This is a genomic window from Arthrobacter sp. 147(2020), assembly GCF_013116715.1.
Taxonomy (GTDB): Bacteria; Actinomycetota; Actinomycetes; order Actinomycetales; family Micrococcaceae; genus Arthrobacter_D.
In genome coordinates, this window is the sequence record NZ_JABFOM010000006.1 from 40,383 (window position 1) to 63,584 (window position 23,202).

Sequence of the window (23,202 nt, forward strand, 5' to 3'; positions counted from 1 at the left end):
TTAGTAGCTAATAACCGACTTGTCCACCAAAATGGGATGACCGGTCCTCGCGACCGGACGAGATGGGGGCATCAATGGAAGCTTCGGCGCCGAGCCGGATCACCGGGCGCAGCAGGGCGAAGGCGTCCCGTCGCGCTGCACTGCTGGACGCCGCCGCCCAGCTCTTTGCTGAACGGGGCTACAACGGGGTGTCGATCGAAGACCTGGGGGCCGCCGCGGGCGTCAGTGGCCCAGCGGTGTACCGCCACTTCAGCGGCAAACCGGCAGTTCTTGCCGCCCTCCTGGCCGGGGTCAGCGAGGACTTGCTGCAGGGAAGCAACGCTGTCGTCGCGGAGGCCGCCGATCCGGCGTCGGCGCTGCGCGGACTCATTCAGTTTCAGGTTGATTTCGCCCTGCGCAACGCCAACGTGATCCGGGTGCAGGACCGCGACCTCAACAGCCTCTCCCCCGAGGACGAACACACCGTGCGGTTCCTGCAACGTCAATATGTGGAAGTGTGGGTGGATGTCATGGCCCAGCTCCTACCGGACGCCGACCCCGGCCACCTTCGACGAAAGGCCCACGCCGCCTTCGGGCTGATCAACTCCACACCGCACACCACGAGCCGCCGGAAAACCAGTAACGATATCGCCGATCTGCGGTCGCTGCTGGAGAAGATGGCCTGGTCGGCGCTTAATGCCTAGCCAATTGCCTAGTAACCTGTTTCTACCCGACACCTAACCGAAAGTTCGATGTGACTTCACTACGCGCCGTTGAACCCTCCGACCTGGACGAGTTTTTCACCCATCAGCTCGATCCCAGCGCCAACCACATGGCTGCGTTCACGGCCAAGAACCCCGCAGACCGCGGGGTGTTCAACCACCACTGGCAGAACATCCTTAACGACCCCCAGATCACCGTGCGCACCATCCTCAACGACGGCGTTGTGGTGGGAAGCATCCTCGCGTACCGCAACGACGAGACCCCCGAGATCAGCTACTGGATCGACAAGGCCCGCTGGGGTCAGGGCATCACGACGGCGGCAGTGGGGCTTTTCCTCGAAGAGTTCACCGACCGACCCATCCGGGCACGCGCTGTGGTGGACAACGTCAACTCCATCAGGATCCTCGAGCGCTACGGCTTCGAGCAGATCGGTGAGGTCCAGGGATTCGCCAACGCCCGGGGCGCCGTCGTCAAGGAACTGGTCCTGGAACTGCGCTAGCAGCGGGTAACAAATTACGCTGGCAGCATCCCAGCGCCGGCAGGAGACCCGTCAAGGTCCTCCCTGCCAGCGCTGGGTCAGATCATCGTCAGGACCATCCCGGGATCGGACAGGATCGTGCCGATGTCGGCAAGGAAACGTGACCCCTGCTCGCCATCCACCAGACGATGGTCGAACGACAGGCTGAGCGTCATCACCGACCGCAACGCGATCTCACCCTGGTACTCCCAGGGCGTCCGGCGGACAGCGCCCATCGCGAGGATGGCTGCCTCCCCCGGATTGAGGATGGGCGTTCCCGCGTCGATCCCGAATACTCCGACATTGGTGATGGAGATGGTGCCGCCTGAAAGGTCTGCCGGTGTGGTTTTCCCGGCACGGGCAGTCTCGGTCAGCGTGGTCAGGGCCCGGGCAAGCTCCAGCAGGGACATCCGGTCGGCATCCTTGAGGTTGGGCACCATCAGTCCGCGCGGCGTGGCCGCGGCAATCCCCAGGTTCACATAGTGGTGCTGCACGATCTCGGCGCTCGCCTCATCCCAGCGGGTGTTGATCGTGGGGTTGCGGTCCACGGCAATGCACAACGCCTTCGCCACGAGGGTCAGCGGGGTGATCTTCACATCAGCGAAAGCCCTGCTGGCCTTCAGGCGTGCCACCAGATCCATGGTTGGGGTGACGTCGATGGTGAGGAACTCGGTGACGTGCGGTGCGGTGAAGGCGCTGGCAACCATCGCGGCGGCCGTGTGCTTGCGCATGCCCTTGATCGGCGCCCTGGTCTCCCGGTGCCCGCTGGGTGCTGGGGTCTTGGTTGGGGCAACGGATCCGACGACGTCGGACGCCCCACCGTTGGCATTGTCCGAGGCCGCCAGGACATCCTCGCGGGTGATCAGGCCATTCGGCCCGGTCCCGGTGACTGATTCCAGCTCGATCCGAAGATCGCGCGCCAGTTTCCGCACCGGTGGCGTGGAGCGGGGCCGGTCCGTGGATGCAGAAGTCTCCGGAGACGCCGGGGCCACAACTGCCACCGGCGCCGGTGCTGGTGCTGGTGCTGGTGCTGATGCAGCGGGTGCCGGCGGAGCACCGGCTGCCCCGCCACGGGGACGCCGGGAAGGCCGTCCCCCTTTTTCGACTGCAGCACCGTAACCCACGAGGTTGGGTTCGCGCTTGGCGGGGACGGCGTCGTCGCCACCCGCACCGTCGGAGTCCGCTGCGGCCGGGCCGCCGACACCTGCGCCCCCACCATCGGAGCCGCCTGCTGACGGAACATCGAACGAGATGATCGGCGCACCAACCTCGACCACGGTGCCGGGCTGCTCATGCAACCGCGCCACCACCCCTGCGTAGGGCGATGGCAGTTCGACCACCGCCTTGGCGGTCTCCACATCGGCAATGATCTGGTTCAGCTCGACAATGTCGCCCTCAGCGACATGCCAGCTCACGATCTCCGACTCGGTCAGTCCTTCGCCCAGGTCCGGGAGCCTGAATTCCTTGATCACAGTTGCCACTACCTTTCGAGCCCGCTCAGCGAATTGGGTCGTCCCATAGCGCGGTCAACGCCGTCGAGAATACGATCCAGGTCGGGCAGGTGATGGAATTCCAGTTTGGAGTACGGGTACGGGATGTCGAAGCCGGTCACCCGGACCGGTGCGTGCTCCAGATAGTTGAAGCAGCGTTCGGTGATGCTTGCCGCTATCTCGGCACCCAGACCGCCCGACTGCGCAGCCTCGTGGGTGATCACCAGCCGACCCGTCTTGCGCACCGAGGCCTCGATGGTCGCGAAGTCGATGGGAGCCAGCGACCGCAGGTCGATGACCTCAACCGACAGGCCGTCGTCGGACGCGGCGATCGCTGCGTCCCGTGCCGTGGGAACCAGCGGACCGTAGGTCACCAGGGTGACGTCGCTCCCCTGGGTCACCACGTGGGCGTCCTCCATAGAGGTCGCTGCGAGGTCGACCGACTCATCCACCTCCCCCTTCACGTGGTACCGCCGCTTCGGCTCGAAGTACAGGACCGGGTCATCGCTGGCAATGGCCTGCTGGATCATCGTGTACGCGTCCTGCGGGTTGGAGACACTGATGACCCTCAGGCCGGAGGTGTGGGTGAAGTAGGCCTCGGGCGATTCCGAGTGATGCTCGGGCGACCCGATGCCTCCGCCGAACGGCACCCGGATGGTGATGGGCATCTTCACCGCACCCTGGGTGCGGTAATGAAGTTTGGCGACCTGGCAGACGATCTGGTCGAAGGCCGGGTAGATGAACCCGTCGAACTGGATTTCCACGACCGGGCGGTAGCCGCGGTAGGCCATCCCGACGGCGGTCCCCATGATGGCGGACTCTGCCAGCGGAGTGTCCAGGACACGGTGCTCGCCGAAGTCTTTCTGCAGCCCCTCGGTGATCCTGAAAACGCCACCGAGCTTGCCGATGTCCTCGCCCATGAGGATCACCTTGGGGTCATGTTCCATTGCCCTGCGCAGGCCGGCGTTGATGGCCCGGCCGAATGTCATGGTGGACATTAGTGGCTTCCTTCCGTGGCTGCGGGGCCCGACTCAAAGGTGGCGAGGTAGCGGCCATAGTTCTCCTGCTGACGGTCCAGCCAGGAGTTGGGGGTGCTGTAGACGTGCTTGAAGACGTCCATTGGCTCGGGTTCGGGCATTTCAATGCAGCCTGCCCGGAGCTTCGCTGCGACGTCGCCCGCCTTCGCGTCCACCGCAGTCACGAATTCGTCAGTCATCAGGCCCATCGACTTCAGGAGCGTTGCCAACCGGGAGATGGGGTCCTTTGCCGCCCAGTCCTCCAATTCGTTGGCGTCACGGTACTTGGTGGGATCGTCGGCGGTGGTGTGGGGTCCCATCCGGTAGGTGACGGCTTCGATGAAGCTCGGTCCCCCACCGGTCCTGGCACGGTCCAGAGCCTGCCGGGTGACTGCCAGACAGGCCAGCACGTCATTGCCGTCAACGCGTACCGAGGGAATGCCGAACCCGGGTGCGCGGTTGGCGATCGGCACGTGAGCCTGCAGGCCAACCGGTTCCGAGATGGCCCAGTGGTTGTTCTGGCAGAAGAAAATGACCGGGGCCTGATAGCTCGCGGCGAAGACCATTGCCTCGTTGACATCACCCTGGCTGGTGGCACCGTCGCCGAAGTAGGTGACGGCCACCGAGTCGGCGCCATCGTTCTGGATGCCCATCGCGTACCCGGTGGCGTGCAGGGTCTGCGCGCCGATGATGACCTGGGGGGTGGCCATGTTGATGGTGAAGGGGTCCCAGCCCGAGGAGGCGTTGCCCCGCCACACCCGCAGGATGTCGGTGAAATCCACGCCCCGGCAGTAGGCGACGGCGTTCTCCCGGTAGCTGGAGAAGACGAAATCGTCCTCGCGGAGGGCGCGGCCGGAGCCGATCTGCGCCGCCTCCTGGCCCAGCAGCGGCGGCCAGAGGGCCAGCTCGCCCTGCCGTTGCAGCGCTGTCGCCTCGGCATCGATCCGGCGGACCACCACCATGTCTTCATACAACGCCTGCAGCGCAGGGCCGTCGACGTCGGCGACCCACCGGTCGTAGTCACTGTTCTCCCGCCGGACGCCGGAGGGCGAAAGGAGCTGGATCAGCGTGTCTTCCCCGGCGGAAGCGGTGTCATTCAGAGGCACAATTACACAACCTTCATCGATTGGGTCTGACCGTGGACGGATCGCACAAGATCCGGTCGATTGGTCCGACCATGACCCCTGGGCGTCTTTACCCAAAGATACTGTGACCCTACTCACAGGGGCCATGGAGCACAACCGATCGCCGTTTGACTGAGCACAATGCCAGATATTGCCGGCGGCGGGCGTGTTAGCATTGCGCATTATGCAACCCCTCGATTCCACCGATACCCGCCTTCTGATTGCGCTGGCCAAAGACCCGCGCCGCACGGTGGTGGCGCTGGCGCAGAAGCTGGGGTTGTCGCGCAATACGGTGCAGGCGCGGATGGCCCAGCTGGAGAAGAAGTCAGTGTTCCTCTCCTTCGAGCGTCGGATCAACCCGGCAGCCCTCGGCTACCCGTTGATGGCGTTCATCCACGTGCATGTGCAGCAGCAGAAGCTGGCGACCATCACCGAGCAGCTCGCCGGCATCCCCGAGGTGCTGGAAGCCTACGGGCTCACCGGCCAGGCCGACATCCTGGTCCGGGTGGTCTGCGCCGACGCTGAAGATTTGTTCAGGATCAACGGCAAGATCCTCGGCTGTGACGGCGTGGAGCGCTGCGACACGTCCCTGGCCATGGGAGAGCTCGTCCCCTTTCGGGTGGAACCACTATTGGAGCGCGGGCCCCGGGCGTCCAGCTAAACCCCCCGCACATAGCAACAGGCCGGTCCGAAGTGATCGGACCGGCCTGTTGCCAGCGAAAGACGTCTGCGAAGAGCGGCCTAGTGGTCGGTGGCCTTTTCCGCGCCGACCCCGGTGAGGGACCTGACTTCCATTTCCGCCTGCTTCTGCGGATCCTCCTTCGTCTTGGCCAGAACGCTACCCAGCCAGCCGAGGAAGAACGCGAGCGGGATGGAGACGATGCCCGGGTTGTTCAGCGGGAACAGGACGAAGTCGGCGCCCTGGATCATCGAGGTTTCCCGGCCTGAAACGACTGGCGAGAAGATGATGAGCAGGATTGCAGAACCCAGCCCGCCGTACATGCTCCAGATTGCACCCTGGGTGTTGAAGCGCTTCCAGAAGAGCGAGTAGAGGATGGTGGGCAGGTTGGCACTGGCCGCTACAGCGAAGGCCAGGGCTACCAGGAAGGCGATGTTCTGCCCCTGGGCGCCGATACCGCCGAGGATGGACAGGATGCCGATGACGACGACGGTGCGTCGTGCCACCTTCACCTCGCCGTCGGGATCGAGGTTGCCCTTGCGGATCACGTTGGCGTAGATGTCGTGGGCGAAGGAGGCAGCTGCGGTGATGGTCAGACCGGCAACCACCGCGAGGATGGTGGCAAAGGCGACCGCCGAGATCACGCCGAGCAGGATTGGTCCGCCGAGCTCAAAAGCGAGCAGCGGTGCGGCCGAGTTGACTCCACCCGGGGCGGCGGTGATGCGGTCGGCGCCGATGAGGGCACCTGCACCGTAACCGAGTACCAGAGTGAACAGGTAGAACCCACCGATGAGCCAGATGGCCCACACCACTGAGCGGCGGGCCTCCTTGGCAGTCGGCACCGTGTAGAACCGCATCAGCACGTGAGGCAGAGCAGCCGTACCGAGGACCAGTGCCAGTGCCAGCGAGACGAAGTCCAGCTGTGAGGTCGAGCTGACCCCGTACTGCAGACCCGGGTTGATGATCTCGGGGTTGCCTGCGGTCTCCATTGCGGCACCGAGCAGGGTGGACAGGTTGAAGTTGTGGATGGCAAGGACCCAGATGGTCATCACGAACGCACCGGAGATCAGCATGACGGCCTTGATGATCTGCACCCAGGTGGTGCCCTTCATGCCGCCGATCAGTACGTAGAGGATCATCAGCCCACCAACGACGGTGATCACCAGGGACTGGCCGATCCGGTCGTCGATGCCCAGCAGGAGCGATACGAGTCCGCCCGCACCGGCCATCTGCGCGAGCAGGTAGAAGAAGCAGACGGCCAGGGTGGTGATGGCAGCTGCGATGCGTACCGGACGCTGGCGCAGGCGGAACGAGAGGACGTCGGCCATGGTGAACTTGCCGGTGTTGCGCAGCAGTTCGGCGACGAGCAGGAGCGCTACCAGCCAGGCGACGAGGAAGCCGATGGAGTACAGGAAGCCGTCGTAGCCGTTGATGGCGATGGCACCGACGATGCCGAGGAAGGAGGCCGCGGACAGGTAGTCGCCCGCGATGGCGGTCCCGTTCTGCGGCCCGCTGAAGGATCGGCCGGCCGCGTAATAGTCGGCGGCGGTCTTGGTGTTACGGCTTGCCCGGAGCACGATCACCAGGGTGACGGCGACGAACAGACCGAAGATGGTCATGTTCAGCCATGGTTCACCAACCTGGGTGCTCTCGACCGTCTGCATCGGCAGGGACACCGGCATCATTTGTTAGCTCCTGGCTTTTCGACGAAGATCTCCGGAGCGGTGACCTCAAGCTCGTGGCGGATGTCCGCAGCGATCGGGTCCAGCTTCCGGTTGGCGTAGGTGACGTACCCCATGGTGATGGCGAAGGTGGTGACGAACTGCAGCAACCCCATGATCAGGCCGATGTTGATGTTTCCCCAGACGGGGGTCGACATGAAGTCGGTCGCGTAGGACGCCAGCAGTACATACAGGAAATACCAGAGCAGAAAGAAGATCGCCATCGGGAAAACGAAGCTGCGGTGGCGCTTGCGTAGTTCCTGGAACTGGGGATTCTGCTGGTATGCGGTGAAGTCGACGGGCGCTGCTGTATGAGCGTCCGGCGGCGATGGCTCGGTAGCCATGATTCCTCCTCGTTGAGAACGTCTTCCGCGCCAGGCCGACTCCGAAGGGTCCAGGAGCTGCGTCGGGCACGTGAAGGTGTGACTCCCATCACCTTGAGCCCTCGGGACACGGTTCTCCAATACCGCAGCACCGTTCATCGCCCAGTGAACACCCAGCTGCGGTGAGCGGCCACCTCCTGCGGCGAATGGGAGTGCCGGCGGACGCTGGAGCGCGCCACGGACGGCTACTGTAGAGCAATGTTCAGCACCGCCGTCGACACCGCCCTGGTGGGCGCGATTGTTGTCCTCACGATCACGGTGGTCGCGGGCCTGGGATTCAAGCTCTCCCGGTCCTACCGCGATCTGGGGTCCGACGCCGACCGCGCCACCTACGCCACCCTGCACACCGCGGCGCTCGCCTCGGAGCATCTCCGTGCCGGCCTGACCCCCGCCGGGGCGTCCAAGGCCAGCAAGCATCTGCGGAGCCTCCTGCGGTGTGACACCCTCCTGATCACCGATGAGAACGCCGTACTCGCCTGGGACGGCGGACGGGAACTGCCCGCCCAGATGATGGAGTTGGTGCAGCAGGTGCTCACCAGCGGCCGCACGCAGATTTTCAGGGAAGCGCAGCTCGGCGACCCGGGTGCAGTCCCCGGCGACGGGCAGGTGGTGATCTCACCCATCCGGGTCGACAAGCGGGTGGTGGGCACCGTGGGAGCATTCGCGCCGTACGTGAATGCGGGGCTGGTGCGTGCGGCCAATGAAGTGGCTGGCTGGGTATCCACCCAGGTGGAGCTCGCCGAACTCGATTCCTCCAGGACCCTGCTGATGGAAGCCGAGGTGCGCGCGCTGCGCGCCCAGATCAGCCCCCACTTCATCTACAACTCCCTGAACGCCATCGCCTCCTTCATCAACACCGACCCCGCCCGGGCCCGCGAACTGGTGGTGGAGTTCGCCGACTTCACCAGGTACTCCTTCCGGCGGCACGGCGACTTCACTACGGTTGCCGAGGAACTGAAGTCCATCGACCGGTACCTGCTGCTGGAGCGGGCCAGGTTCGGGGAGCGACTGAAAGTCAGCCTGGAGATTGGGCCCGAGGTGCTGAGCACGGTGATCCCCTTCCTCAGCCTGCAACCCTTGGTCGAGAACGCGGTGCGTCATGGCCTGGAGTCCACTGACGGGATGGGCCACATCACCATCACCGCCCACGACGCCGGCGCCTTCGCCGAGGTCACCATCGAGGACGACGGCGTGGGCATCGACCCCGACTACCTGCGTTCGGTCCTGGCCGGGCACACCGACGGGGTGCATGTGGGGCTGCGGAACGTTGACCAGCGGCTGCGTCAGGTATACGGCGAGGACCACGGACTCACCATCGACACGGCGGTCGGAGCAGGGACCATGATCACCTTGCGGATCCCGAAGTCTCAACCCGACCACCAGACCTGAGCACGTCGGTCACACGGTGGGCCGGTGGGACGCGTAATCTGGAGCACATGGTCAATGTTGTCATCGCCGACGATGAGCTCCCCGCAGTCGAGGAACTGGCTTTTCTGCTCGCCAAGGATGCCCGAGTCGGTACCATCCACCGTGCGTCGAGCGGGGCCGAGGCGCTGCGCGCCCTGGAGACTCACGACGTCGACGCCCTGTTCCTTGATATCCACATGCCGGCCCTCTCGGGCCTGGACATTGCCCGGGTCATCTCCCGGTTCAGCCGGCCACCCGCCGTCGTCTTCGTGACCGCTGACGAGGACAGGGCCCTTGAGGCGTTTGACCTGCGCGCGGTGGACTACCTGCTCAAGCCGGTCCGGATGGAACGCCTCGCCGAATCGGTGCGGCGGATCTGCGAGCTGATCGAGGCGGGCAAGGATGGCACCATCGCCGCACCCGAGGTGATCACCGTTGACCAGGGTGGCATCAGCCGGATGATCAGGCGCGATGAGGTCCGCTACGTCCAGGCGCAGGGCGACTACGCCCGGCTGCATACCGCAGAGTCGAGCTACCTGATCCGAATCCCCCTCAACGATCTGGAGCGCCAGTGGGCCGAGGCGGGCTTCCTGCGCACCCACCGCTCCTACCTGGTGGCGATGAACCAGGTCCAACAGGTCAAGATCGGTGCCGGGCGGGCGTCCCTGATGGTGGGCGACGCCGAGCTTCCCGTCAGCCGGCGGCATCTGCCGGTGGTGCGGGACAAGCTTGAGGCGACCCGCCTCCGTCCCCGGCAGCAGTGACGTGGGCCCAGTGAACCCCGCCCAGGGTCCGCCCCAGCGGGTCCGGGTAACGGCGCCCCGCAGTGCTGGCCGGCTGCACCCCGGCGCCTACCCTGTCACCCGGGAAATGGCCGAGCAATCCGAGGTGGGGGAACTGTTTGTCAGGTCATTGATCCGGTCGCAGTTCCGGCTGGCTGTCGTGGTGGCGACGGGCTTCCTGGTGATTCTGATCGGCATCCCGGTGCTGCTGGCCGTTTTCCCGCAGATCGGTGACTTGTCGGTCTTCACCGTGCCGGTCCCCTGGCTGCTGCTGGGGCTGGGTGTGTACCCACTGGTCATCAGCTGTGCCGCCCTCTACGTGCGCAGTGCATCTCGCAACGAAATGCGGTTCAGGGACCTGGTCGATGAGGACTGACCTGTTGGTGGGTGATTCCCGGTGAACGCCGAACTCAACCCGGTGGTCGGGTACGTGGCGTTGACCCTGGTGTCACTGAGCACCGTGCTGATCGGGATCTACGGGCTGCGGATTTCCCGGACCACCGGTGACTTCTACGTCGCGTCCCGGACGGTGCGCCCCTGGTGGAACGCGTCAGCGATCGGCGGTGAGTACCTGTCGGCGGCAAGCTTCCTCGGGGTCGCCGGACTCATCCTGATCTCGGGCGTCGACGCCCTCTGGTTCCCCATCGGCTACACCGCCGGATACCTGATGCTCCTCCTCTTCGTCGCCGCTCCCCTGCGCCGGTCCGGCGCGTACACCATTCCGGACTTCGCTGAGGCCCGCCTGGAATCGCTAATGGTCCGGCGCGTGACCAGCCTGCTCGTCGTCGTCGTCGGCTGGCTGTATATCGTGCCGCAACTGCACGGTGCCGCCCTCACCGTCCAGATCACCACCGGCCTGCCGCCGTGGGTGGGCGCCGTCGCGGTGGTGGTGGTGGTGTGCCTGAGCGTGGTCACCGGCGGAATGCGCTCCATCACCTTTGTGCAGGCCTTCCAGTATTGGCTCAAGCTCACCGCGCTGGCCGTGCCGATCGTGTTCATCCTGCTGCGGCTCACCGCCGACGGCAGCCCGCTCACCGATGCCGGTGCGGTGTTCACCGCCGAATTGAACATCGGCGAGGACGCCTCGCTGTACCGCAACATCTCGCTGGTCATCGCGCTGCTGTTCGGGACCCTCGGCCTGCCGCACGTGCTGGTGCGTTTCTACACCAACCCGGACGGTGCCTCTGCGCGGCGCACCACCCTGATCGTGCTCGGGCTGTTGTCGGTGTTCTACCTGTTTCCCACCATGTACGGGATCCTTGGGCGGATCTATACCCCGGATTTGGCGGTCGACGGCGCGGCCGACGCGACGGTACTGCTGTTGCCGAGCCGGATCTTCGAGGGGACCGCAGGTGACCTGCTGTCCGCGCTGGTGACGGCCGGTGCCTTTGCCGCGTTCCTGTCGACGACGAGTGGACTGGTGGTGTCCCTCGCCGGGGTGGTCAGCCAGGAATTCTTCCAGGGCAGCGTCAAGGGGTTCCGGCGGGCGGCGGTCATTTCCGCCGCGATCCCGCTACTGCTGGCGCTGGCCACCAACACCCTTGCCCTGGCGGGAAGCGTCAGCATGGTGTTCGCCTTTACGGCGTCGACCATCTGCCCGCTGCTGCTCCTCGGGATCTGGTGGCGTGGCCTCACCGATGTGGGCGCGGTGGCCGGCATGCTTGCCGGCGCGGTGCTGTGTGGTGGGTCGATCCTCGCCGCAGCGGCACTGGGCGCTGAGTCCGCCCGCTACGAGTGGCTGGAGCAGCCCGCCCTGTGGACGGTGCCGGCGGCGTTTGCAGTCACCATCGTGGTCTCCCGGCTTACCGCCGGCAGGAGACCGGGGAGCGTGTCACGGGTCCTCGCCCGGCTGCACACTCCCGAACCCGTGCAGCCGCCGGGATGAGACGGATCTAGTCGATCGAGGCCATCAAGCCGACCACGCGGTCCATGAACGCGTCGACCTGGCTTTCCTCGTAGCCTTCGGCGCCCTTGGCCTCACGGAAGACGGCGCGCCTGACCACGTCCACGCTCAGCGGGAGGTCGTTCTCGAAGTAGCCGAGCAGCCGGTCGCAGAGGGTGTCGACGTCGTCGACGTTGTAGCTTTGGGTCTTTTTCTTGGTGGGCCGCCTGAACCGGTCACCGGCGGGGCGGTGCAGCCTGCCCCGCAGTACCGCCGCGGACCGGCCGATCTGCATCAGCCAGGCCTCCTCGCCGTCGGATTCGATGACACGGTCCCGCTCCCGCTGCGCGAAAACATCCTCGAGCCGGTCGAGGGCCGCGTCAACCGCCTGGGGCTCGTAGCCACCCTTGGCCGGATCGAACGCCATGGAGCGGACGTCAGCGCTGGTGACGGGGCCGTGCGTGGGATCTTCAGTGTTGTAGTACTCCCGCGTGCGGGTCAGGAAGCTGTCCACCTGCCGAAGGTTGTACCCGTACTGCCGGCGCCCCACCCGAGCGAAGGGAGAGCTGCCCTGGCGAGCTTCGTTCATGGTGTTGTGAATCCTTTGTCAGTGGTCGACCCTGGGCTAGAGAAATCCCGGTACCAATGTAACCGACAGCACGAACGCAACCGGGGAGGCAAACACAATCGAGTCGAGCCGGTCCATCATGCCTCCGTGCCCGGGCAGGATGTTTCCCATGTCCTTGACTCCGAGTTCGCGCTTGATCATCGACTCGGCGAGATCGCCGGCCGTCGCAGCGGACACGGTAGCCACGGCCAGGACCAGGCCGAACCACCAGGGCCGGTCGAGCAGGAAGACAGCGGCGATCGTACCCACCAGGACGGCGCCGCCCACTGATCCGGCGAAGCCTTCCCAGGATTTCTTGGGGCTGATCTTGGGCGCCATCGCGTGTTTGCCGAAGAAGGCCCCGACGAGGTAGCCGAAGGTGTCGTTGGCGACAACCAGCAACAGCAGGGTCGCGACCAGCAGCTTGCCCGAAGGTTCCTGCAGCAGGAGCATCGCGAAACTGAGAAGCAGCGGCACCCAGAGCACCACGAAGACGCCCGCCACGATGGATCGGGCGGCGTCGGGGGCTGGATCGAGACTGCGCCAGAGCGCAAGGATCGTGGTGGAGAAGACGACGGCGTAGGCAAGGGCCTCCGGGCCGCCCAGGTAGGCGGCGAAGGGCAACGCGATGGTTGCGCCGATGGTCGGGACCAGCGGCAACCGGATCTGGCGCACCTCCAGCGCCCGGGAGACTTCCCAGACACCCAGCAGGGCGAAGCCGGTGGTGATCGCGACGAAAGCGATCGGAAGAAAGAGGATTCCACCCAGGACCGAGCCAAGCAGGGCAACACCTACCGCCGTCGCCGCGGGAAGGTTCCTCCCGGCCCTCGAGGGGGCCTTCGGCTGGCCCGCCGCCTTGCGGCTGGCCCGACGCCGGAGCTGGCGGGTGCCGGGGGCCCGTCGGGCCCGCCCGGCACCCCCTGCACCAGCACCGGGCTGACCACCAGCTGAGGGCTCCGTCGGGGCAGGGTCGGCCGCGTCCCCGTGGTCGGGGGCCGCCTCGCCGGTGGCGGAGCCTGCCTTCACCTGTGGGGCGGGCAGACCGCCAGAGTTAGCGGAGTGGTGGGTGTCGCTCATTAGACCTCAAGCAGCTCGGTTTCCTTGCGCTTGAGCAGTTCGTCGATCATGTCGGTGTGGGACTTGGTGCGCTGGTCCAGTTCCTTCTCGCCGCGCGCTCCTTCGTCCTCGCCGGCGTCGCCGTCCTTCACTGACTTGTCGATGCCGTCCTTCGCCTTGCGGCGGATGTTGCGGATGGCAATCTTGGCGTCCTCGGCCTTGGTCTTGACCAGCTTGACGTACTCCTTGCGGCGCTCTTCCGTCAGTTCGGGGAGAACCACCCGGATGATGTTGCCGTCGTTGGAGGGGTTCGCTCCGACGTCGGAGTCCCGCAGGGCCCGTTCGATGTCATTCAGGGCGGCCCGGTCGAAGGGGGTGATCAGGAGGGTGCGCGCCTCAGGGTTCTGGAACGAGGCCAACTGCTGCAGCGGCGTCGGCGCCCCGTAGTAGTTCACCATGACTTTGGAGAACAGCGAGGCGTTGGCGCGTCCGGTGCGGATCGTCGCGAAGTCCTCTTTCGCCGCTTCCACAGCCTTGTCCATTTTCTGGGTGGCCTCTTGCAATGTCTCGTCGATCACTGTAGCTCCTAAGCTGTTCGCCGGCTGGGCTACAGCCGCGCGTTGTCCGGTTCAGTTTTCAATCCTAGTTCACATGGACCGCCCGACCAGGGCAGGCCGGGCGGCCGGGCGTCTATGTGGTGACGACGGTGCCGATCTTTTCGCCGAGGATCGCCCGGGTGACGTTCCCCTCGCCCTCCATACCGAAGACGACCATCGACAGGTCGTTGTCCTTGCACATGGTCATGGCAGTCTGATCCATCACCCTAATGTCCTGACGGAGTGCCTCATCGTAGGAGAGGGTCTCGAGCTTCTTGGCGGTAGGGTCCTTGTGCGGGTCCGCGGTGTAGACGCCGTCGACCCCGCTCTTGGCCATGAGCACCAGGTCGGCGTGCACCTCAAGGGCACGCTGGGCTGCGACCGTATCGGTGGAGAAGTACGGCAGGCCGGCACCGGCACCGAAAATGACGACGCGGCCCTTCTCCAGGTGGCGGATGGCCCGGCGCGGAATGTACGCCTCGGCGACCTGCCCCATGGTGATGGCGCTCTGCACCCGGGTTTCGACCCCCGCTTGCTCCAGGAAGTCCTGGAGGGCGAGGCAGTTCATGACGGTGCCCAGCATGCCCATGTAATCGGCGCGTGAGCGGTCCATCCCACTTTGCGAGAGTTCAGCGCCACGGAAGAAGTTGCCGCCGCCGACTACGATGGCCACCTCGACCTGTCCGACCGTCGCGGCGATCTGCTTGGCCACTGAACGTACGGTTTCCGGATCGACTCCCAGCTTGCCGCCGCCAAATACCTCACCGGAAAGCTTCAGCAGCACCCGACGGCGGGTTGGCTGGTCATGAGTGCCCATATCAGAGTTGTCCATTGTGCCTCCCAGGGCATTTGTGGGGTTGTTGCTAAAAGAATACGTTGCGGGGGCCAACTGAATGATCCCCCGCGGGAACTGCTGACAGGTTGTCAGGGCAGGAAAAAGGGGTGGTCACCGCGGTGACCACCCCTTCATTCAACTACCTGCCTGGCCTATTCGAACCTACGCTCCGACCCGGAACCGGGCGAATGCACTTGGCTTGGCGTTGGCTTCGGTGAGCACCTGCGCAACCGACTTCTTGGCATCCTTCGCGAATGCCTGGTCCACGAGCACGCCCTCCTTGAAGAAGCCCGTCAGACGGCCTTCGACAATTTTGGTCAGTGCGGCCTCGGGCTTGCCCTCGGCGCGTGCGGTCTCGTCGGCGATGCGGCGTTCGGTTTCAACCAGTTCTGCTGGCACGTCGTCGCGGACGAGGTACGTCGGCGAGTAGGCAGCAATGTGAACCGCGATGTCGTGAGCGGCTTCCTTGGCAGCGTCGCCTTCGCCCTCGACGGCGAACAGGACGCCAACCTGCGCGGGAAGATCCTTGGAGGTCTTGTGCAGGTACGCGTCGACGATGTTGCCCTCGATGCGCGACAGGCGGCGGATGGCTACCTTTTCGCCCAGCAGCGCGCCAGCCTCGATGACATGCTCGGAGACAGGCTTGCCGTCAACCGTGTAGGCCAGGAGGGTGTCGACGTCGGAAGCACCGGACTCGATCGCTGCGGCGAGAACCTTGTTCGAGAACTCGACGAAGGGGCCAGCCTTGGCCACGAAGTCGGTTTCGCAGTTGACCTCAACCATGACGCCAACGTTGCCGTCGACCTTGGCTGCCACGAGGCCCTCTGCGGTGGAACGGCCTTCGCGCTTGGTTGCGCCCTTCAGGCCCTTGATGCGGATGAGCTCCATAGCCTTGCCGGCATCGCCGTCAGCCTCGTCGAGGGCTTTCTTTACGTCCATCATGCCAGCGCCAGTGCGCTCGCGGAGGGCCTTGATATCGGCGGCGGTGTAGTTCGCCATATGAACTCCTAAGTATGTTGTGTCTAAGAAGAGCTATGCCTGCAGGCGGTGACGCCTGGGCACATGGAGAAGGGGGTGCGGATTTTCACCCGCACCCCCGAATCCAGTTACTTGCTGTCGTCGGCTGCCGGAGTTTCGTCGGCTGCTGGGGCTTCCTCGGTAGCGGCAGGAGCTTCTTCAGCTGCTGGGGCTTCCTCGGTTGCGGATGCTGCTGGTGCTTCTTCCGCTGCTGCCTCGGCAGGTGCGGCGTCGGCTGCCGGGGTGGCGCTGTCGCCAAGCAGTTCGCGCTCCCACTCGGCCATAGGCTCAGCTGCTGCCTCGGTGTCGTTTCCACCGGAGCGGTTGTGACGGGCGATCAGGCCCTCTGCAACGGCATCTGCGACCACGCGGGTCAGCAGGTGGACGGCGCGGATGGCGTCGTCGTTGCCGGGGATCGGGAAATCAACTTCGTCGGGATCGCAGTTGGTGTCGAGGATCGCGACGACGGGGATGCCGAGCTTCTTGGCCTCGTCGATGGCAAGGTGTTCCTTCTTCGTGTCAACGATCCACACGACTGAGGGAGCCTTGGTCAGGTTGCGGATACCACCGAGGTTGGTTTCCAGCTTGGTGAGTTCGCGGCGCAGGAGGAGGAGTTCCTTCTTGGTGTGCCCGGAGCCGGCCACATCGTCGAAGTTGATTTCCTCGAGCTCCTTCATGCGCTGGATACGCTTGGAGACAGTCTGGAAGTTAGTGAGCATGCCACCGAGCCAGCGCTGGTTGACGTAGGGCTGGCCCACGCGGGTCGCCTGCTCGGCGATGGCTTCCTGTGCCTGCTTCTTCGTACCGACGAAGAGGACAGTGCCGCCGTGTGCGACGGTGGCCTTGATGAACTCGTACGCGCGGTCAATGTAGGACAGTGACTGCTGCAGGTCGATGATGTAGATGCCGTTGCGCTCGGTGAAGATGAAGCGCTTCATCTTCGGGTTCCAGCGACGGGTCTGGTGGCCAAAATGTACGCCGCTGTCGAGCAGCTGGCGCATGGTAACGACTGGCATGTCGTTCCTTTCTATCGGCAGGGCGCAAGGCGCCTGTTCTGCCTGTTGACGGTTGCTAGTGTTCCGTTCGGGTTGAACGTCACTCCTGGTACCCGTTGGTTTTCACCCACTGGCCCAGCACCGGACTCCTGTCCGGACCGTTGGACCCGTGCCCGTCGCTTCCGTAATGGTTGCGGGGGAACGTAGTACGCGTAGTCAGCTACTGGCGATCTGTACCTACCCGGATGTTCTCCGGGCACGCGGAATCGCAGCAAACTGCTGTATCGAGTGTACTACAGGGCTGGCATCGCCCGGGACGCGTCAGGGGCAGCCGGGGTAGGTCACTGGAGGGGTCCGGCAGGTCGCCGACGGGTTTGGCGGTCCGCTGCGGATATCCACAATCCCCTCGATGGTTCCCCACGCCTCGGCCGACGGCGACACACTGTCGTAATGACCTCGGGATCAAGGCTTCACCGCTCAACTCTGGTCGCAGCGTTGCTGGTCACGGCGCTGGTGATTACTGGATCGTCGGCCCCCTCCCCGCCGAGGGAGCAAGGAGTAGCAGCGCCGGGTCAAGAGTATGCCCCACCGTGGAGCTGGCCGCTCTCCCCCACACCCGTCGTGTTGAGGCAGTTCGATCGGCCGGAGCAGCCGTGGTTGCCCGGACACCGCGGTGTCGATCTGGCGGTGGAAGAGACGGCCCGGGTCAACAGTCCTGCGGCGGGACGGGTGGTGTTCGCTGGCTGGGTGGTCGACCGGCCGGTGGTTACCGTGGACCACGGAGGTGGGGTGCTGAGCAGCTTCGAACCGGTCACTGCCGTCTTGGACCGCGGTCAGGCGGTCCAGGACGGGCAACAGATCGGCACCCTCGATACGGGAGCCGGTTCACACGGGGCCAGTTCACACTGTCCGTCGAGCTGTCTGCACTGGGGTGTCCGGGTCGACGGGGAGTATGTGAATCCGTTGAATTACGTCACGGATCGCCGGCCGTCGATCCTTCTGCCGTTGCGTGGCCCCTGACGCCGACCCTCACCTCAGCTGGGGTTAGGGTCGGCAGTGGAACCTTGCACGCTGGCGCGTGCCGGATCAGACGAACGCGGCAATTCCGGTGATCGAACGGCCGGTGACGAGGGTGTTGATCTCGTGGGTTCCCTCGTAGGAGTACACGGCTTCGGCGTCGGAGAAGATTTTGGCCATCTCGTAGTCGGTCACAATGCCGTTGCCGCCGAGCAGGCTGCGTCCCATCGCGACTGTCTCCCGCATCCGTGCGGTGGTGAAGGCCTTGGCCAGCGCCGACTGTTCGTCCTTGGCCTGGCCTTCATCCTCCAGCTGGGCCAGCCGAACCATCATGCCCATTGAACTGACCGTGTTGCCCAGCATCTCGACCAACTGAGCCTGGACCAACTGGAAGGAGGCCAGGGGACGCCCAAACTGGTGGCGCTCAACCGTGTAGCGGCGGGCGACGTCGAACGCAGCAAGCTGCTGGCCCACTGCCTGCCAGGCAACCGACAGGCGGGTGACCTTCAGAACCTTGTTGGTGTCCTTGAAGCTGTTGGCACCCTTGAGGTGGAAGTCGTCATGGACTACCACGTTGTCCAAAGTGATGTCAGCATTTTCGACCGAGCGCAGGGCGATCTTGTTTTCGATCTTGGTGGCGCGGTAGCCCTCGAGCTTCGTGTCGACGAGGAAACCCTTGACCTGGTTGTCGGCGAGGTCCCTGGCGTAGATGACCACCCAGTCGGAGAAGGTGGCGTTGCCGATCCATCGCTTCGCCCCGTTGAGGATCCAGTTGTCACCCTCACGGCGCGCTGTGGTGCGTGTGCCGCCGGCGACATCGGACCCGCCCAGGGGCTCGGTCAGGCCGAAGGCGCCGATCTTCTTCATCGAGTAGATATCCGGCAGCCAGGCTTCCTGCTGCTCCTTCGAGGCGAGCTCCTCGATTGACCCGGTGAACAGGCCATCGTGGACGCCCATGAAGGTGGCAATTGAGGTGTCGGCGCGCGTGAATTCGGCGTGCACCAGACCGGCGAACAGGTTGGAGTAGCCCTGGCGGCGAACGGGGCTCATCACGTCCAACTCGGCGAGCTTCGGGATGAGGTGCTGAGGGAAGGTTGCCTCGTTCCACCATCCGGTCGCGTGCGGCTTCACCTCGGTGTTGAGGAACTGACGGACCTCGTCCAGCCGGTCTCGTTCCTTCTGGCTCAGTAGCGCCTCGAAGGAGTAAAAGTCGCCGTCGGCGTACGGCAGGTTGTTGACATCGATGACCGGCTTGCTCATGGGGTGTCCTTTGGGTCGTCCAGTAGTTCTGACGACTATGTTACCCACGAGTAACTTCCCTGCCAATTGGGCAACGCACAGCCAAGAGCGCCCGCATGTTCCCGGCCACCACGAATCCCCCGCCTACACGACACATTTTGCATCACTCCTGAAGGGGTCATATTTATCGAATATGTGTTCTACTTTTAACTCTGACAAGGGAACCGATCACGGGTGAAGGGTGGCGCACACATGACAGCACAATCGACGGAAGCTGGGATACGGACGGTCAACGACGAGGTGGACGTGAGGTTCAGCAGCAGCGGTGCGCCCCTGGCGATGCGGTGGCGGGGCAGGATCTGGCAGGCAGTTGGAGAACCGGTGAGCTGGTCCAGTTCCCGCAGCTGGTGGGAGCCAGGAAACACCCCAGCGAACGGGCAGGGCAGTCTGATCACCAAGCAGGCGTGGAGGTTCCAGGCCCAAACCGGCCCGGTCTCCCCCACCCTTGAGTTCGATATCAGCTCAGATCCACAGACCGACGGTTGGCGTCTGCGCAGGATCGCCGGAGCTGAGTAGATTAGGCGGAACTAAGCAATTTAGTCGAGTGAGCATGGTGCCGGTGGCCTAGAGAAGGACTTGATGACTCTCAACAGATGGGCTGAAGTCGCGTTAGCTGCTGCCCCAAATCGTGACGCCTGGATCGAAGCGACAGATAACGGCTGGGGAGCACTCGTTCTCTGGGCTTCCGAATCTCGCAACCTCATGAGACACCCGGGCCAGTCGGATCAGGAACAGGTGGTCCAAACTGTCACAGCGGGTGGCGTCACCACAACGCATGAACTGCCCCTGACGCTCGAGGGTCGTCAGGAGTCGGATGACGACGTCGATATGTACCTCTCGGAAGCAGGCATACCGCCGCGCCCCCGCGGATTCACTTGGTACATCCGCCTACCTCACAGCGTGAGGAACGAACGAGAGTTTTGGTCGATCCTCAATCAGGCAATCGCCGATAAGACCCCCGATGCTCGTCGTCCGTCCCAGTTCCTTCCGCAGATCGTCGACACGTTGGCATCTCTATACAGCTAGCTGCCGCCCAACCTCCAAAGCAAAGAGCCCCTGATCCGCGTTTCCGCAGGCCAGGGGCTCTTTTCGGTAGGGCTGCTGGGGCTTGAACCCAGGACAAACGGATTATGAGTCCGCTGCTCTAACCAGCTGAGCTACAGCCCCTCGCAGTGCGCACGAAGCGCACTGTTCATTCTAACGACACTCCAGGTCCCGGCTAACCGCCGCTAGACCGCTTCAGAATCCAGCGAGTCACCGTAGTACAGGCCCTCGAACGTCGCGAGGGTGGCTGACAGGGAGTGCACGTCCACCATCGAGCGGCTCGCCTTGCCCATCCGGTCGAGGTCATCCGAGGGCAGGCTCAGGAGCTGCGTGATGCGATCCGCGAGTTCGGCGCTGTCGTGGGGGGTGAACAGGTAGCCGTTCACCCCGTGGTCCACCAGGTGCGGCAGGGCCATGGCGTTGGCCAACAGTACCGGGGTTGACGCGGACATCGCCTCCAGGGTCACCAGCGACTGGAGTTCGGCGGTACCGGGCTGGCAGAAGATGGCGGCCCTCAGGTACGCCTGCCGCAGCTCCTCGTCGGTGATCAGACCGCGGAAGACCACTCTCCCGCCGAGACCCAGCCGCGCCACCTGCGCCTGCAGAGCCGCCTTCACCTCGCCGCCGCCCACGATCTCGAGGTGGACATTGAGCGATGGCGGCGTTTTGGCTACCGCATCGATCAGGACATCGACATGCTTTTCCTCGGCAAGCCGACCCACGAAAAGAACAGTCGGATAGTCCTGGGGTTCGAGCGATTCACCGGGATTGAGCTCATACGCCGCCGAGTCGATGCCATTGGACAGCGGGACCACCTTGCGCAGGAACGCGTGCTCGTGCATCGCCTTCGCGGCGAGCGGGGTCGGCGTAGTGACAACAGCCGCCTTGCCCATGACCTTGCCCATGTCGCGCCAGGAATTCTTGGCGACGATCTTCTTGAACCACTCAGGGAAGGGCAGGAACGGATTGAGGTTCTCCGGCATGAAGTGGTTGGTAGCGACGACACGGATGCCGCGTTTCACCGCTTCGTAAAGGGTGTACTCCCCCACCATGTAGTGGCACTGGATGTGGACGACGTCGGGCTGGACCCGGTCGAAGAGCATGCTGATATCCCGTTTGATTTCCCACGGGAGGCAGATTCGCCAGTAGTCGTGAGTGGGGACGGCGTGGGACTTCAGCCGGTGCACCGGCCACTCGCCGCCGGCCTCGGTGAAGCTTTTCCCGTTCTGGGTGCTGGGCGCCAGAACGTGGACGTCATGGCCGCGCGCATGCATTCCCTTTGCCAGCCGGTAGCCGAACTGGGCTGCGCCGTTGATGTTGGGCGGATAGGTCTCTGCGGCAATCAGGATCGTCAACGGTAATTTATCTGCCGGGTGGCTCACGGTGGGTTCCTCTGTGGGTTACTGGCGGATTGGGGCGGCTGGGCGGAGTCTGCCTCAGCTAGCGCCGGCGTCGTAGTTCTTTTTGCCGCTGCACCACATCGGGATGATGGCGGGACAACGCAATGACCCCCACAATAGCAACCAAAGCGGCCATCCCCATGGCAATTGCGATGACTGATTCCACGTCGGGTTCCAGCTCACCAAGAATCACAATGCCGATCGCGATGCCGACAATAGGGTCGATCACGGTCAGCCCCGCAATGACCAGGTCGGGCGGGCCGGTGGCGTAGGCGCTCTGCACAAACCAGGACCCGAGCGCCGCAGCCACAGCGATGGCGATCAGCGTGTAGGGCGGCACATTGAGGAGGAACCGGCCGTTGGGGTCCAGCAGGTGGGTAGCAATAATCTTGGTCAGGACCGCCACGAACCCGAAGAGGACTCCGGCACCGAGGATGTAGGCGAAGGCACCAAGACGCCGGCGGAACATCACCGCCAACGAACCAAACACGGCGACGGCGACGGCGAGCAGGAGCACCGTGACGAGCTCCTGCTCGGGGAGTACTGAATGGTTTTCGCGGGTGACGTTAACGGCCAGCAGGACAAATACTGCACTACCGCTCACGCAGGCGGCGATGGCGACGACGGTGGCCCGGTTGAGCCTGATGCCCTGGTCCTTGGAATTGACCACTGTGGTGATGACCAGCGCGATCGCGCCGATTGGTTGCACAACGGTGAGGCTGGCCATGCTGAGGGCAACCACGTTCAGGGCCATCCCCATTACCAGCAGGATAAGTCCCAGGACCCAGCGTGGGTTGCGCAGCAGCCGGACGAATCCCTTCGAGTTCAGGGACAGTCCACCCGTGTTGGATCGCACCGCGCTCCCCTGGCGCTGCGCCCCGACGGCGAGGAAACAGGCCCCGATGAGGGCGAGGAGGATGGCTAGCCAGACCATGCGCCAACTTTAACGCGGCGGAGGCGCCCGGGAACCGGGGTGCGGCGAAGGCTACTGGGGGGCATCAGCCGCACCAGCCCGGGAGGATCCTTCGGATCTACCCTCCGAGCGATACTTCCGGTGCGCTGCGGTGAAGTACCCGTAGAACGCGATGAGATGCCCCACGCAGCCCAGAAACAGGAGGATGTGGGCTGTCACTATCAGCCAGTCAAGGTCGAAGCCCGGCACCCGGTGGAGCAGCAGCATCGGCGAACCGATCAGCAACAGTGCGGTACGGATTTTGCCGACGTTGGTGACCGGGAGGTGGAGCGGACCCCGGAACAGGATCAACGCGTTCAGGATGAGGATGGCATCGGGAATCACGATGGTCCAGACCAGCCAGGCGGGCGCTATCCCGTCGACCACGAAGGTGACGGCAATGACGATTAGGGCGGTGCGGTCGGCAATCGGATCAAGCCATTTCCCCACTGTCGACACCTGGTCGAAGCGGCGGGCGATGTACCCGTCAATCCAGTCGGTCGACCCGAGGACGACGAGGGTGATCACCGCAAGGGCGTCTTCGTTCTGCACGATGAAGTAGACGAAGAGCGGAACCCCCAGGAACCGAACTACCGTCACGATATTGGGCAGTGTCCAGAACGTGGTTAGTTCGTTGTTCTCGTGCCCCGGTCTGGCCCCGGCCCCAATGAGTCTGATCAC

At 64.3% G+C, this 23,202-nt stretch carries 25 protein-coding genes and 1 tRNA gene; 10 read left to right on the forward strand and 16 right to left on the reverse strand.

Features of this window, described 5'->3' with window-relative positions; all coding sequences use genetic code 11:
* Positions 1-74: 74 nt before the first annotated feature.
* A complete protein-coding gene (locus HMI58_RS06260) occupies positions 75-683 on the forward strand; it encodes a TetR/AcrR family transcriptional regulator (RefSeq protein WP_225667941.1) in 609 nt (202 codons plus the stop codon).
* A gap of 50 nt (positions 684-733) precedes the next feature.
* Positions 734-1,201, forward strand: a complete 468-nt coding sequence (locus tag HMI58_RS06265) for a GNAT family N-acetyltransferase (protein ID WP_171587395.1) — start codon at positions 734-736, stop codon at positions 1,199-1,201.
* A gap of 77 nt (positions 1,202-1,278) precedes the next feature.
* Here HMI58_RS06265 and HMI58_RS06270 read toward each other — a convergent pair whose 3' ends face one another.
* The 3 genes from HMI58_RS06270 to pdhA are packed head-to-tail and all read right to left on the reverse strand — an operon-like array spanning position 1,279 to position 4,831.
* Positions 1,279-2,691, reverse strand: a complete 1,413-nt coding sequence (locus tag HMI58_RS06270; protein WP_171618537.1) for a dihydrolipoamide acetyltransferase family protein — start codon at positions 2,689-2,691, stop codon at positions 1,279-1,281.
* A gap of 8 nt (positions 2,692-2,699) precedes the next feature.
* Positions 2,700-3,707: an alpha-ketoacid dehydrogenase subunit beta gene (locus HMI58_RS06275; protein ID WP_171587397.1), complete on the reverse strand. Its 1,008-nt coding sequence runs from the start codon at positions 3,705-3,707 to the stop codon at positions 2,700-2,702.
* Complete coding sequence (gene pdhA, locus HMI58_RS06280; RefSeq protein ID WP_171587398.1) at positions 3,707-4,831, reverse strand: pyruvate dehydrogenase (acetyl-transferring) E1 component subunit alpha; 1,125 nt, start codon at positions 4,829-4,831, stop codon at positions 3,707-3,709. Before pdhA ends, HMI58_RS06275 begins: the two co-directional genes overlap by 1 nt.
* 202 nt (positions 4,832-5,033) lie before the next feature.
* Between pdhA and HMI58_RS06285 the strand changes: the two genes are divergently transcribed.
* Positions 5,034-5,510: an Lrp/AsnC family transcriptional regulator gene (locus HMI58_RS06285; RefSeq protein ID WP_171587399.1), complete on the forward strand. Its 477-nt coding sequence runs from the start codon at positions 5,034-5,036 to the stop codon at positions 5,508-5,510.
* An 80-nt stretch (positions 5,511-5,590) separates the two neighbouring features.
* Here HMI58_RS06285 and HMI58_RS06290 read toward each other — a convergent pair whose 3' ends face one another.
* Both HMI58_RS06290 and HMI58_RS06295 read right to left on the reverse strand, forming a co-directional pair.
* On the reverse strand, positions 5,591-7,213 hold the full coding sequence (locus tag HMI58_RS06290; RefSeq protein ID WP_171618538.1) for a cation acetate symporter: 1,623 nt from the start codon (positions 7,211-7,213) through the stop codon (positions 5,591-5,593).
* Entirely contained in the window at positions 7,210-7,593 is a 384-nt protein-coding gene (locus HMI58_RS06295; RefSeq protein WP_171586273.1) for a DUF485 domain-containing protein, read from the reverse strand. Before HMI58_RS06295 ends, HMI58_RS06290 begins: the two co-directional genes overlap by 4 nt.
* 237 nt (positions 7,594-7,830) lie before the next feature.
* Between HMI58_RS06295 and HMI58_RS06300 the strand changes: the two genes are divergently transcribed.
* From HMI58_RS06300 to HMI58_RS06315, 4 genes are read left to right on the forward strand one after another with little or no spacing between them, the layout of a single operon-like run.
* Positions 7,831-9,021 (forward strand): histidine kinase, encoded by a 1,191-nt coding sequence (locus tag HMI58_RS06300; RefSeq protein ID WP_171618539.1) that lies wholly within the window; start codon positions 7,831-7,833, stop codon positions 9,019-9,021.
* 47 nt (positions 9,022-9,068) lie between these two features.
* Positions 9,069-9,803 (forward strand): LytTR family DNA-binding domain-containing protein, encoded by a 735-nt coding sequence (locus HMI58_RS06305; RefSeq protein WP_171618540.1) that lies wholly within the window; start codon positions 9,069-9,071, stop codon positions 9,801-9,803.
* A gap of 10 nt (positions 9,804-9,813) precedes the next feature.
* Positions 9,814-10,197, forward strand: a complete 384-nt coding sequence (locus HMI58_RS06310) for a hypothetical protein (RefSeq protein ID WP_345890615.1) — start codon at positions 9,814-9,816, stop codon at positions 10,195-10,197.
* Positions 10,198-10,218: 21 nt separating this feature from the next.
* On the forward strand, positions 10,219-11,706 hold the full coding sequence (locus tag HMI58_RS06315) for a cation acetate symporter (RefSeq protein WP_171618541.1): 1,488 nt from the start codon (positions 10,219-10,221) through the stop codon (positions 11,704-11,706).
* 7 nt (positions 11,707-11,713) lie between these two features.
* Here HMI58_RS06315 and HMI58_RS06320 read toward each other — a convergent pair whose 3' ends face one another.
* The 6 genes from HMI58_RS06320 to rpsB all read right to left on the reverse strand — a co-directional run bounded on the left by HMI58_RS06320 (position 11,714) and on the right by rpsB (position 16,830).
* The gene (locus HMI58_RS06320; protein ID WP_171586277.1) at positions 11,714-12,292 is read right to left on the reverse strand and encodes a DivIVA domain-containing protein; all 579 of its coding nucleotides are present in this window, start codon (positions 12,290-12,292) and stop codon (positions 11,714-11,716) included.
* Positions 12,293-12,328: 36 nt separating this feature from the next.
* Entirely contained in the window at positions 12,329-13,387 is a 1,059-nt protein-coding gene (locus tag HMI58_RS06325; RefSeq protein WP_225667942.1) for a phosphatidate cytidylyltransferase, read from the reverse strand.
* Positions 13,387-13,944 (reverse strand): ribosome recycling factor, encoded by a 558-nt coding sequence (gene frr, locus HMI58_RS06330; protein ID WP_171586278.1) that lies wholly within the window; start codon positions 13,942-13,944, stop codon positions 13,387-13,389. Before frr ends, HMI58_RS06325 begins: the two co-directional genes overlap by 1 nt.
* A 112-nt stretch (positions 13,945-14,056) precedes the next feature.
* On the reverse strand, positions 14,057-14,794 hold the full coding sequence (gene pyrH / locus HMI58_RS06335) for a UMP kinase (RefSeq protein ID WP_171586279.1): 738 nt from the start codon (positions 14,792-14,794) through the stop codon (positions 14,057-14,059).
* Between the two features lie 165 nt (positions 14,795-14,959).
* On the reverse strand, positions 14,960-15,796 hold the full coding sequence (gene tsf, locus HMI58_RS06340) for a translation elongation factor Ts (protein ID WP_171586280.1): 837 nt from the start codon (positions 15,794-15,796) through the stop codon (positions 14,960-14,962).
* A gap of 107 nt (positions 15,797-15,903) precedes the next feature.
* Complete coding sequence (rpsB, locus tag HMI58_RS06345) at positions 15,904-16,830, reverse strand: 30S ribosomal protein S2 (RefSeq protein WP_171586281.1); 927 nt, start codon at positions 16,828-16,830, stop codon at positions 15,904-15,906.
* A 429-nt stretch (positions 16,831-17,259) separates the two neighbouring features.
* Between rpsB and HMI58_RS06350 the strand changes: the two genes are divergently transcribed.
* On the forward strand, positions 17,260-17,829 hold the full coding sequence (locus tag HMI58_RS06350) for a M23 family metallopeptidase (protein WP_171618542.1): 570 nt from the start codon (positions 17,260-17,262) through the stop codon (positions 17,827-17,829).
* Between the two features lie 66 nt (positions 17,830-17,895).
* On the opposite strand, the gene HMI58_RS06355 is transcribed toward HMI58_RS06350, so the two are convergent.
* Positions 17,896-19,086 carry an acyl-CoA dehydrogenase family protein gene (locus HMI58_RS06355; RefSeq protein WP_171586283.1) on the reverse strand — a complete coding sequence of 397 codons (1,191 nt, stop codon included), beginning with the start codon at positions 19,084-19,086 and terminating at the stop codon, positions 17,896-17,898.
* Between the two features lie 231 nt (positions 19,087-19,317).
* On the opposite strand from HMI58_RS06355, the gene HMI58_RS06360 reads away from it, so the two are divergent.
* Positions 19,318-19,641 (forward strand): DUF6504 family protein, encoded by a 324-nt coding sequence (locus HMI58_RS06360; RefSeq protein WP_171618543.1) that lies wholly within the window; start codon positions 19,318-19,320, stop codon positions 19,639-19,641.
* A 63-nt stretch (positions 19,642-19,704) separates the two neighbouring features.
* Positions 19,705-20,151, forward strand: coding sequence for a DUF5956 family protein (locus tag HMI58_RS06365; RefSeq protein WP_171618544.1), 447 nt, complete (start codon positions 19,705-19,707; stop codon positions 20,149-20,151).
* 67 nt (positions 20,152-20,218) lie between these two features.
* Here HMI58_RS06365 and HMI58_RS06370 read toward each other — a convergent pair.
* From HMI58_RS06370 to HMI58_RS06385, 4 genes are all read right to left on the reverse strand, one after another.
* Positions 20,219-20,292: transfer RNA gene (locus HMI58_RS06370), tRNA-Ile, on the reverse strand.
* A 62-nt stretch (positions 20,293-20,354) separates the two neighbouring features.
* Positions 20,355-21,551, reverse strand: a complete 1,197-nt coding sequence (locus HMI58_RS06375; RefSeq protein WP_171618545.1) for a glycosyltransferase — start codon at positions 21,549-21,551, stop codon at positions 20,355-20,357.
* Between the two features lie 58 nt (positions 21,552-21,609).
* Positions 21,610-22,503, reverse strand: coding sequence for a DMT family transporter (locus tag HMI58_RS06380; RefSeq protein WP_171618546.1), 894 nt, complete (start codon positions 22,501-22,503; stop codon positions 21,610-21,612).
* Between the two features lie 51 nt (positions 22,504-22,554).
* Positions 22,555-23,202 (reverse strand): CDP-alcohol phosphatidyltransferase family protein, encoded by a 648-nt coding sequence (locus HMI58_RS06385; protein ID WP_318779150.1) that lies wholly within the window; start codon positions 23,200-23,202, stop codon positions 22,555-22,557.

Bases quoted from the DNA above. Each gene is read 5' to 3' on its own strand.
- HMI58_RS06325 (WP_225667942.1), bottom strand. From the start codon at position 13,387: ATGAGCGACACCCACCACTCCGCTAACTCTGGCGGTCTGCCCGCCCCA.
- rpsB (WP_171586281.1), bottom strand. From the start codon at position 16,830: ATGCCAGTCGTTACCATGCGCCAGCTGCTCGACAGCGGCGTACATTTT.
- HMI58_RS06295 (WP_171586273.1), bottom strand. From the start codon at position 7,593: ATGGCTACCGAGCCATCGCCGCCGGACGCTCATACAGCAGCGCCCGTC.
- tsf (WP_171586280.1), bottom strand. From the start codon at position 15,796: ATGGCGAACTACACCGCCGCCGATATCAAGGCCCTCCGCGAGCGCACT.
- HMI58_RS06275 (WP_171587397.1), bottom strand. From the start codon at position 3,707: ATGTCCACCATGACATTCGGCCGGGCCATCAACGCCGGCCTGCGCAGG.
- HMI58_RS06320 (WP_171586277.1), bottom strand. From the start codon at position 12,292: ATGAACGAAGCTCGCCAGGGCAGCTCTCCCTTCGCTCGGGTGGGGCGC.
- HMI58_RS06380 (WP_171618546.1), bottom strand. From the start codon at position 22,503: ATGGTCTGGCTAGCCATCCTCCTCGCCCTCATCGGGGCCTGTTTCCTC.
- pyrH (WP_171586279.1), bottom strand. From the start codon at position 14,794: ATGGACAACTCTGATATGGGCACTCATGACCAGCCAACCCGCCGTCGG.
- HMI58_RS06285 (WP_171587399.1), top strand. From the start codon at position 5,034: ATGCAACCCCTCGATTCCACCGATACCCGCCTTCTGATTGCGCTGGCC.
- HMI58_RS06305 (WP_171618540.1), top strand. From the start codon at position 9,069: ATGGTCAATGTTGTCATCGCCGACGATGAGCTCCCCGCAGTCGAGGAA.
- HMI58_RS06300 (WP_171618539.1), top strand. From the start codon at position 7,831: ATGTTCAGCACCGCCGTCGACACCGCCCTGGTGGGCGCGATTGTTGTC.
- HMI58_RS06360 (WP_171618543.1), top strand. From the start codon at position 19,318: ATGACAGCACAATCGACGGAAGCTGGGATACGGACGGTCAACGACGAG.
- HMI58_RS06350 (WP_171618542.1), top strand. From the start codon at position 17,260: ATGACCTCGGGATCAAGGCTTCACCGCTCAACTCTGGTCGCAGCGTTG.
- HMI58_RS06260 (WP_225667941.1), top strand. From the start codon at position 75: ATGGAAGCTTCGGCGCCGAGCCGGATCACCGGGCGCAGCAGGGCGAAG.
- HMI58_RS06365 (WP_171618544.1), top strand. From the start codon at position 19,705: ATGACTCTCAACAGATGGGCTGAAGTCGCGTTAGCTGCTGCCCCAAAT.
- HMI58_RS06290 (WP_171618538.1), bottom strand. From the start codon at position 7,213: ATGATGCCGGTGTCCCTGCCGATGCAGACGGTCGAGAGCACCCAGGTT.
- HMI58_RS06355 (WP_171586283.1), bottom strand. From the start codon at position 19,086: ATGAGCAAGCCGGTCATCGATGTCAACAACCTGCCGTACGCCGACGGC.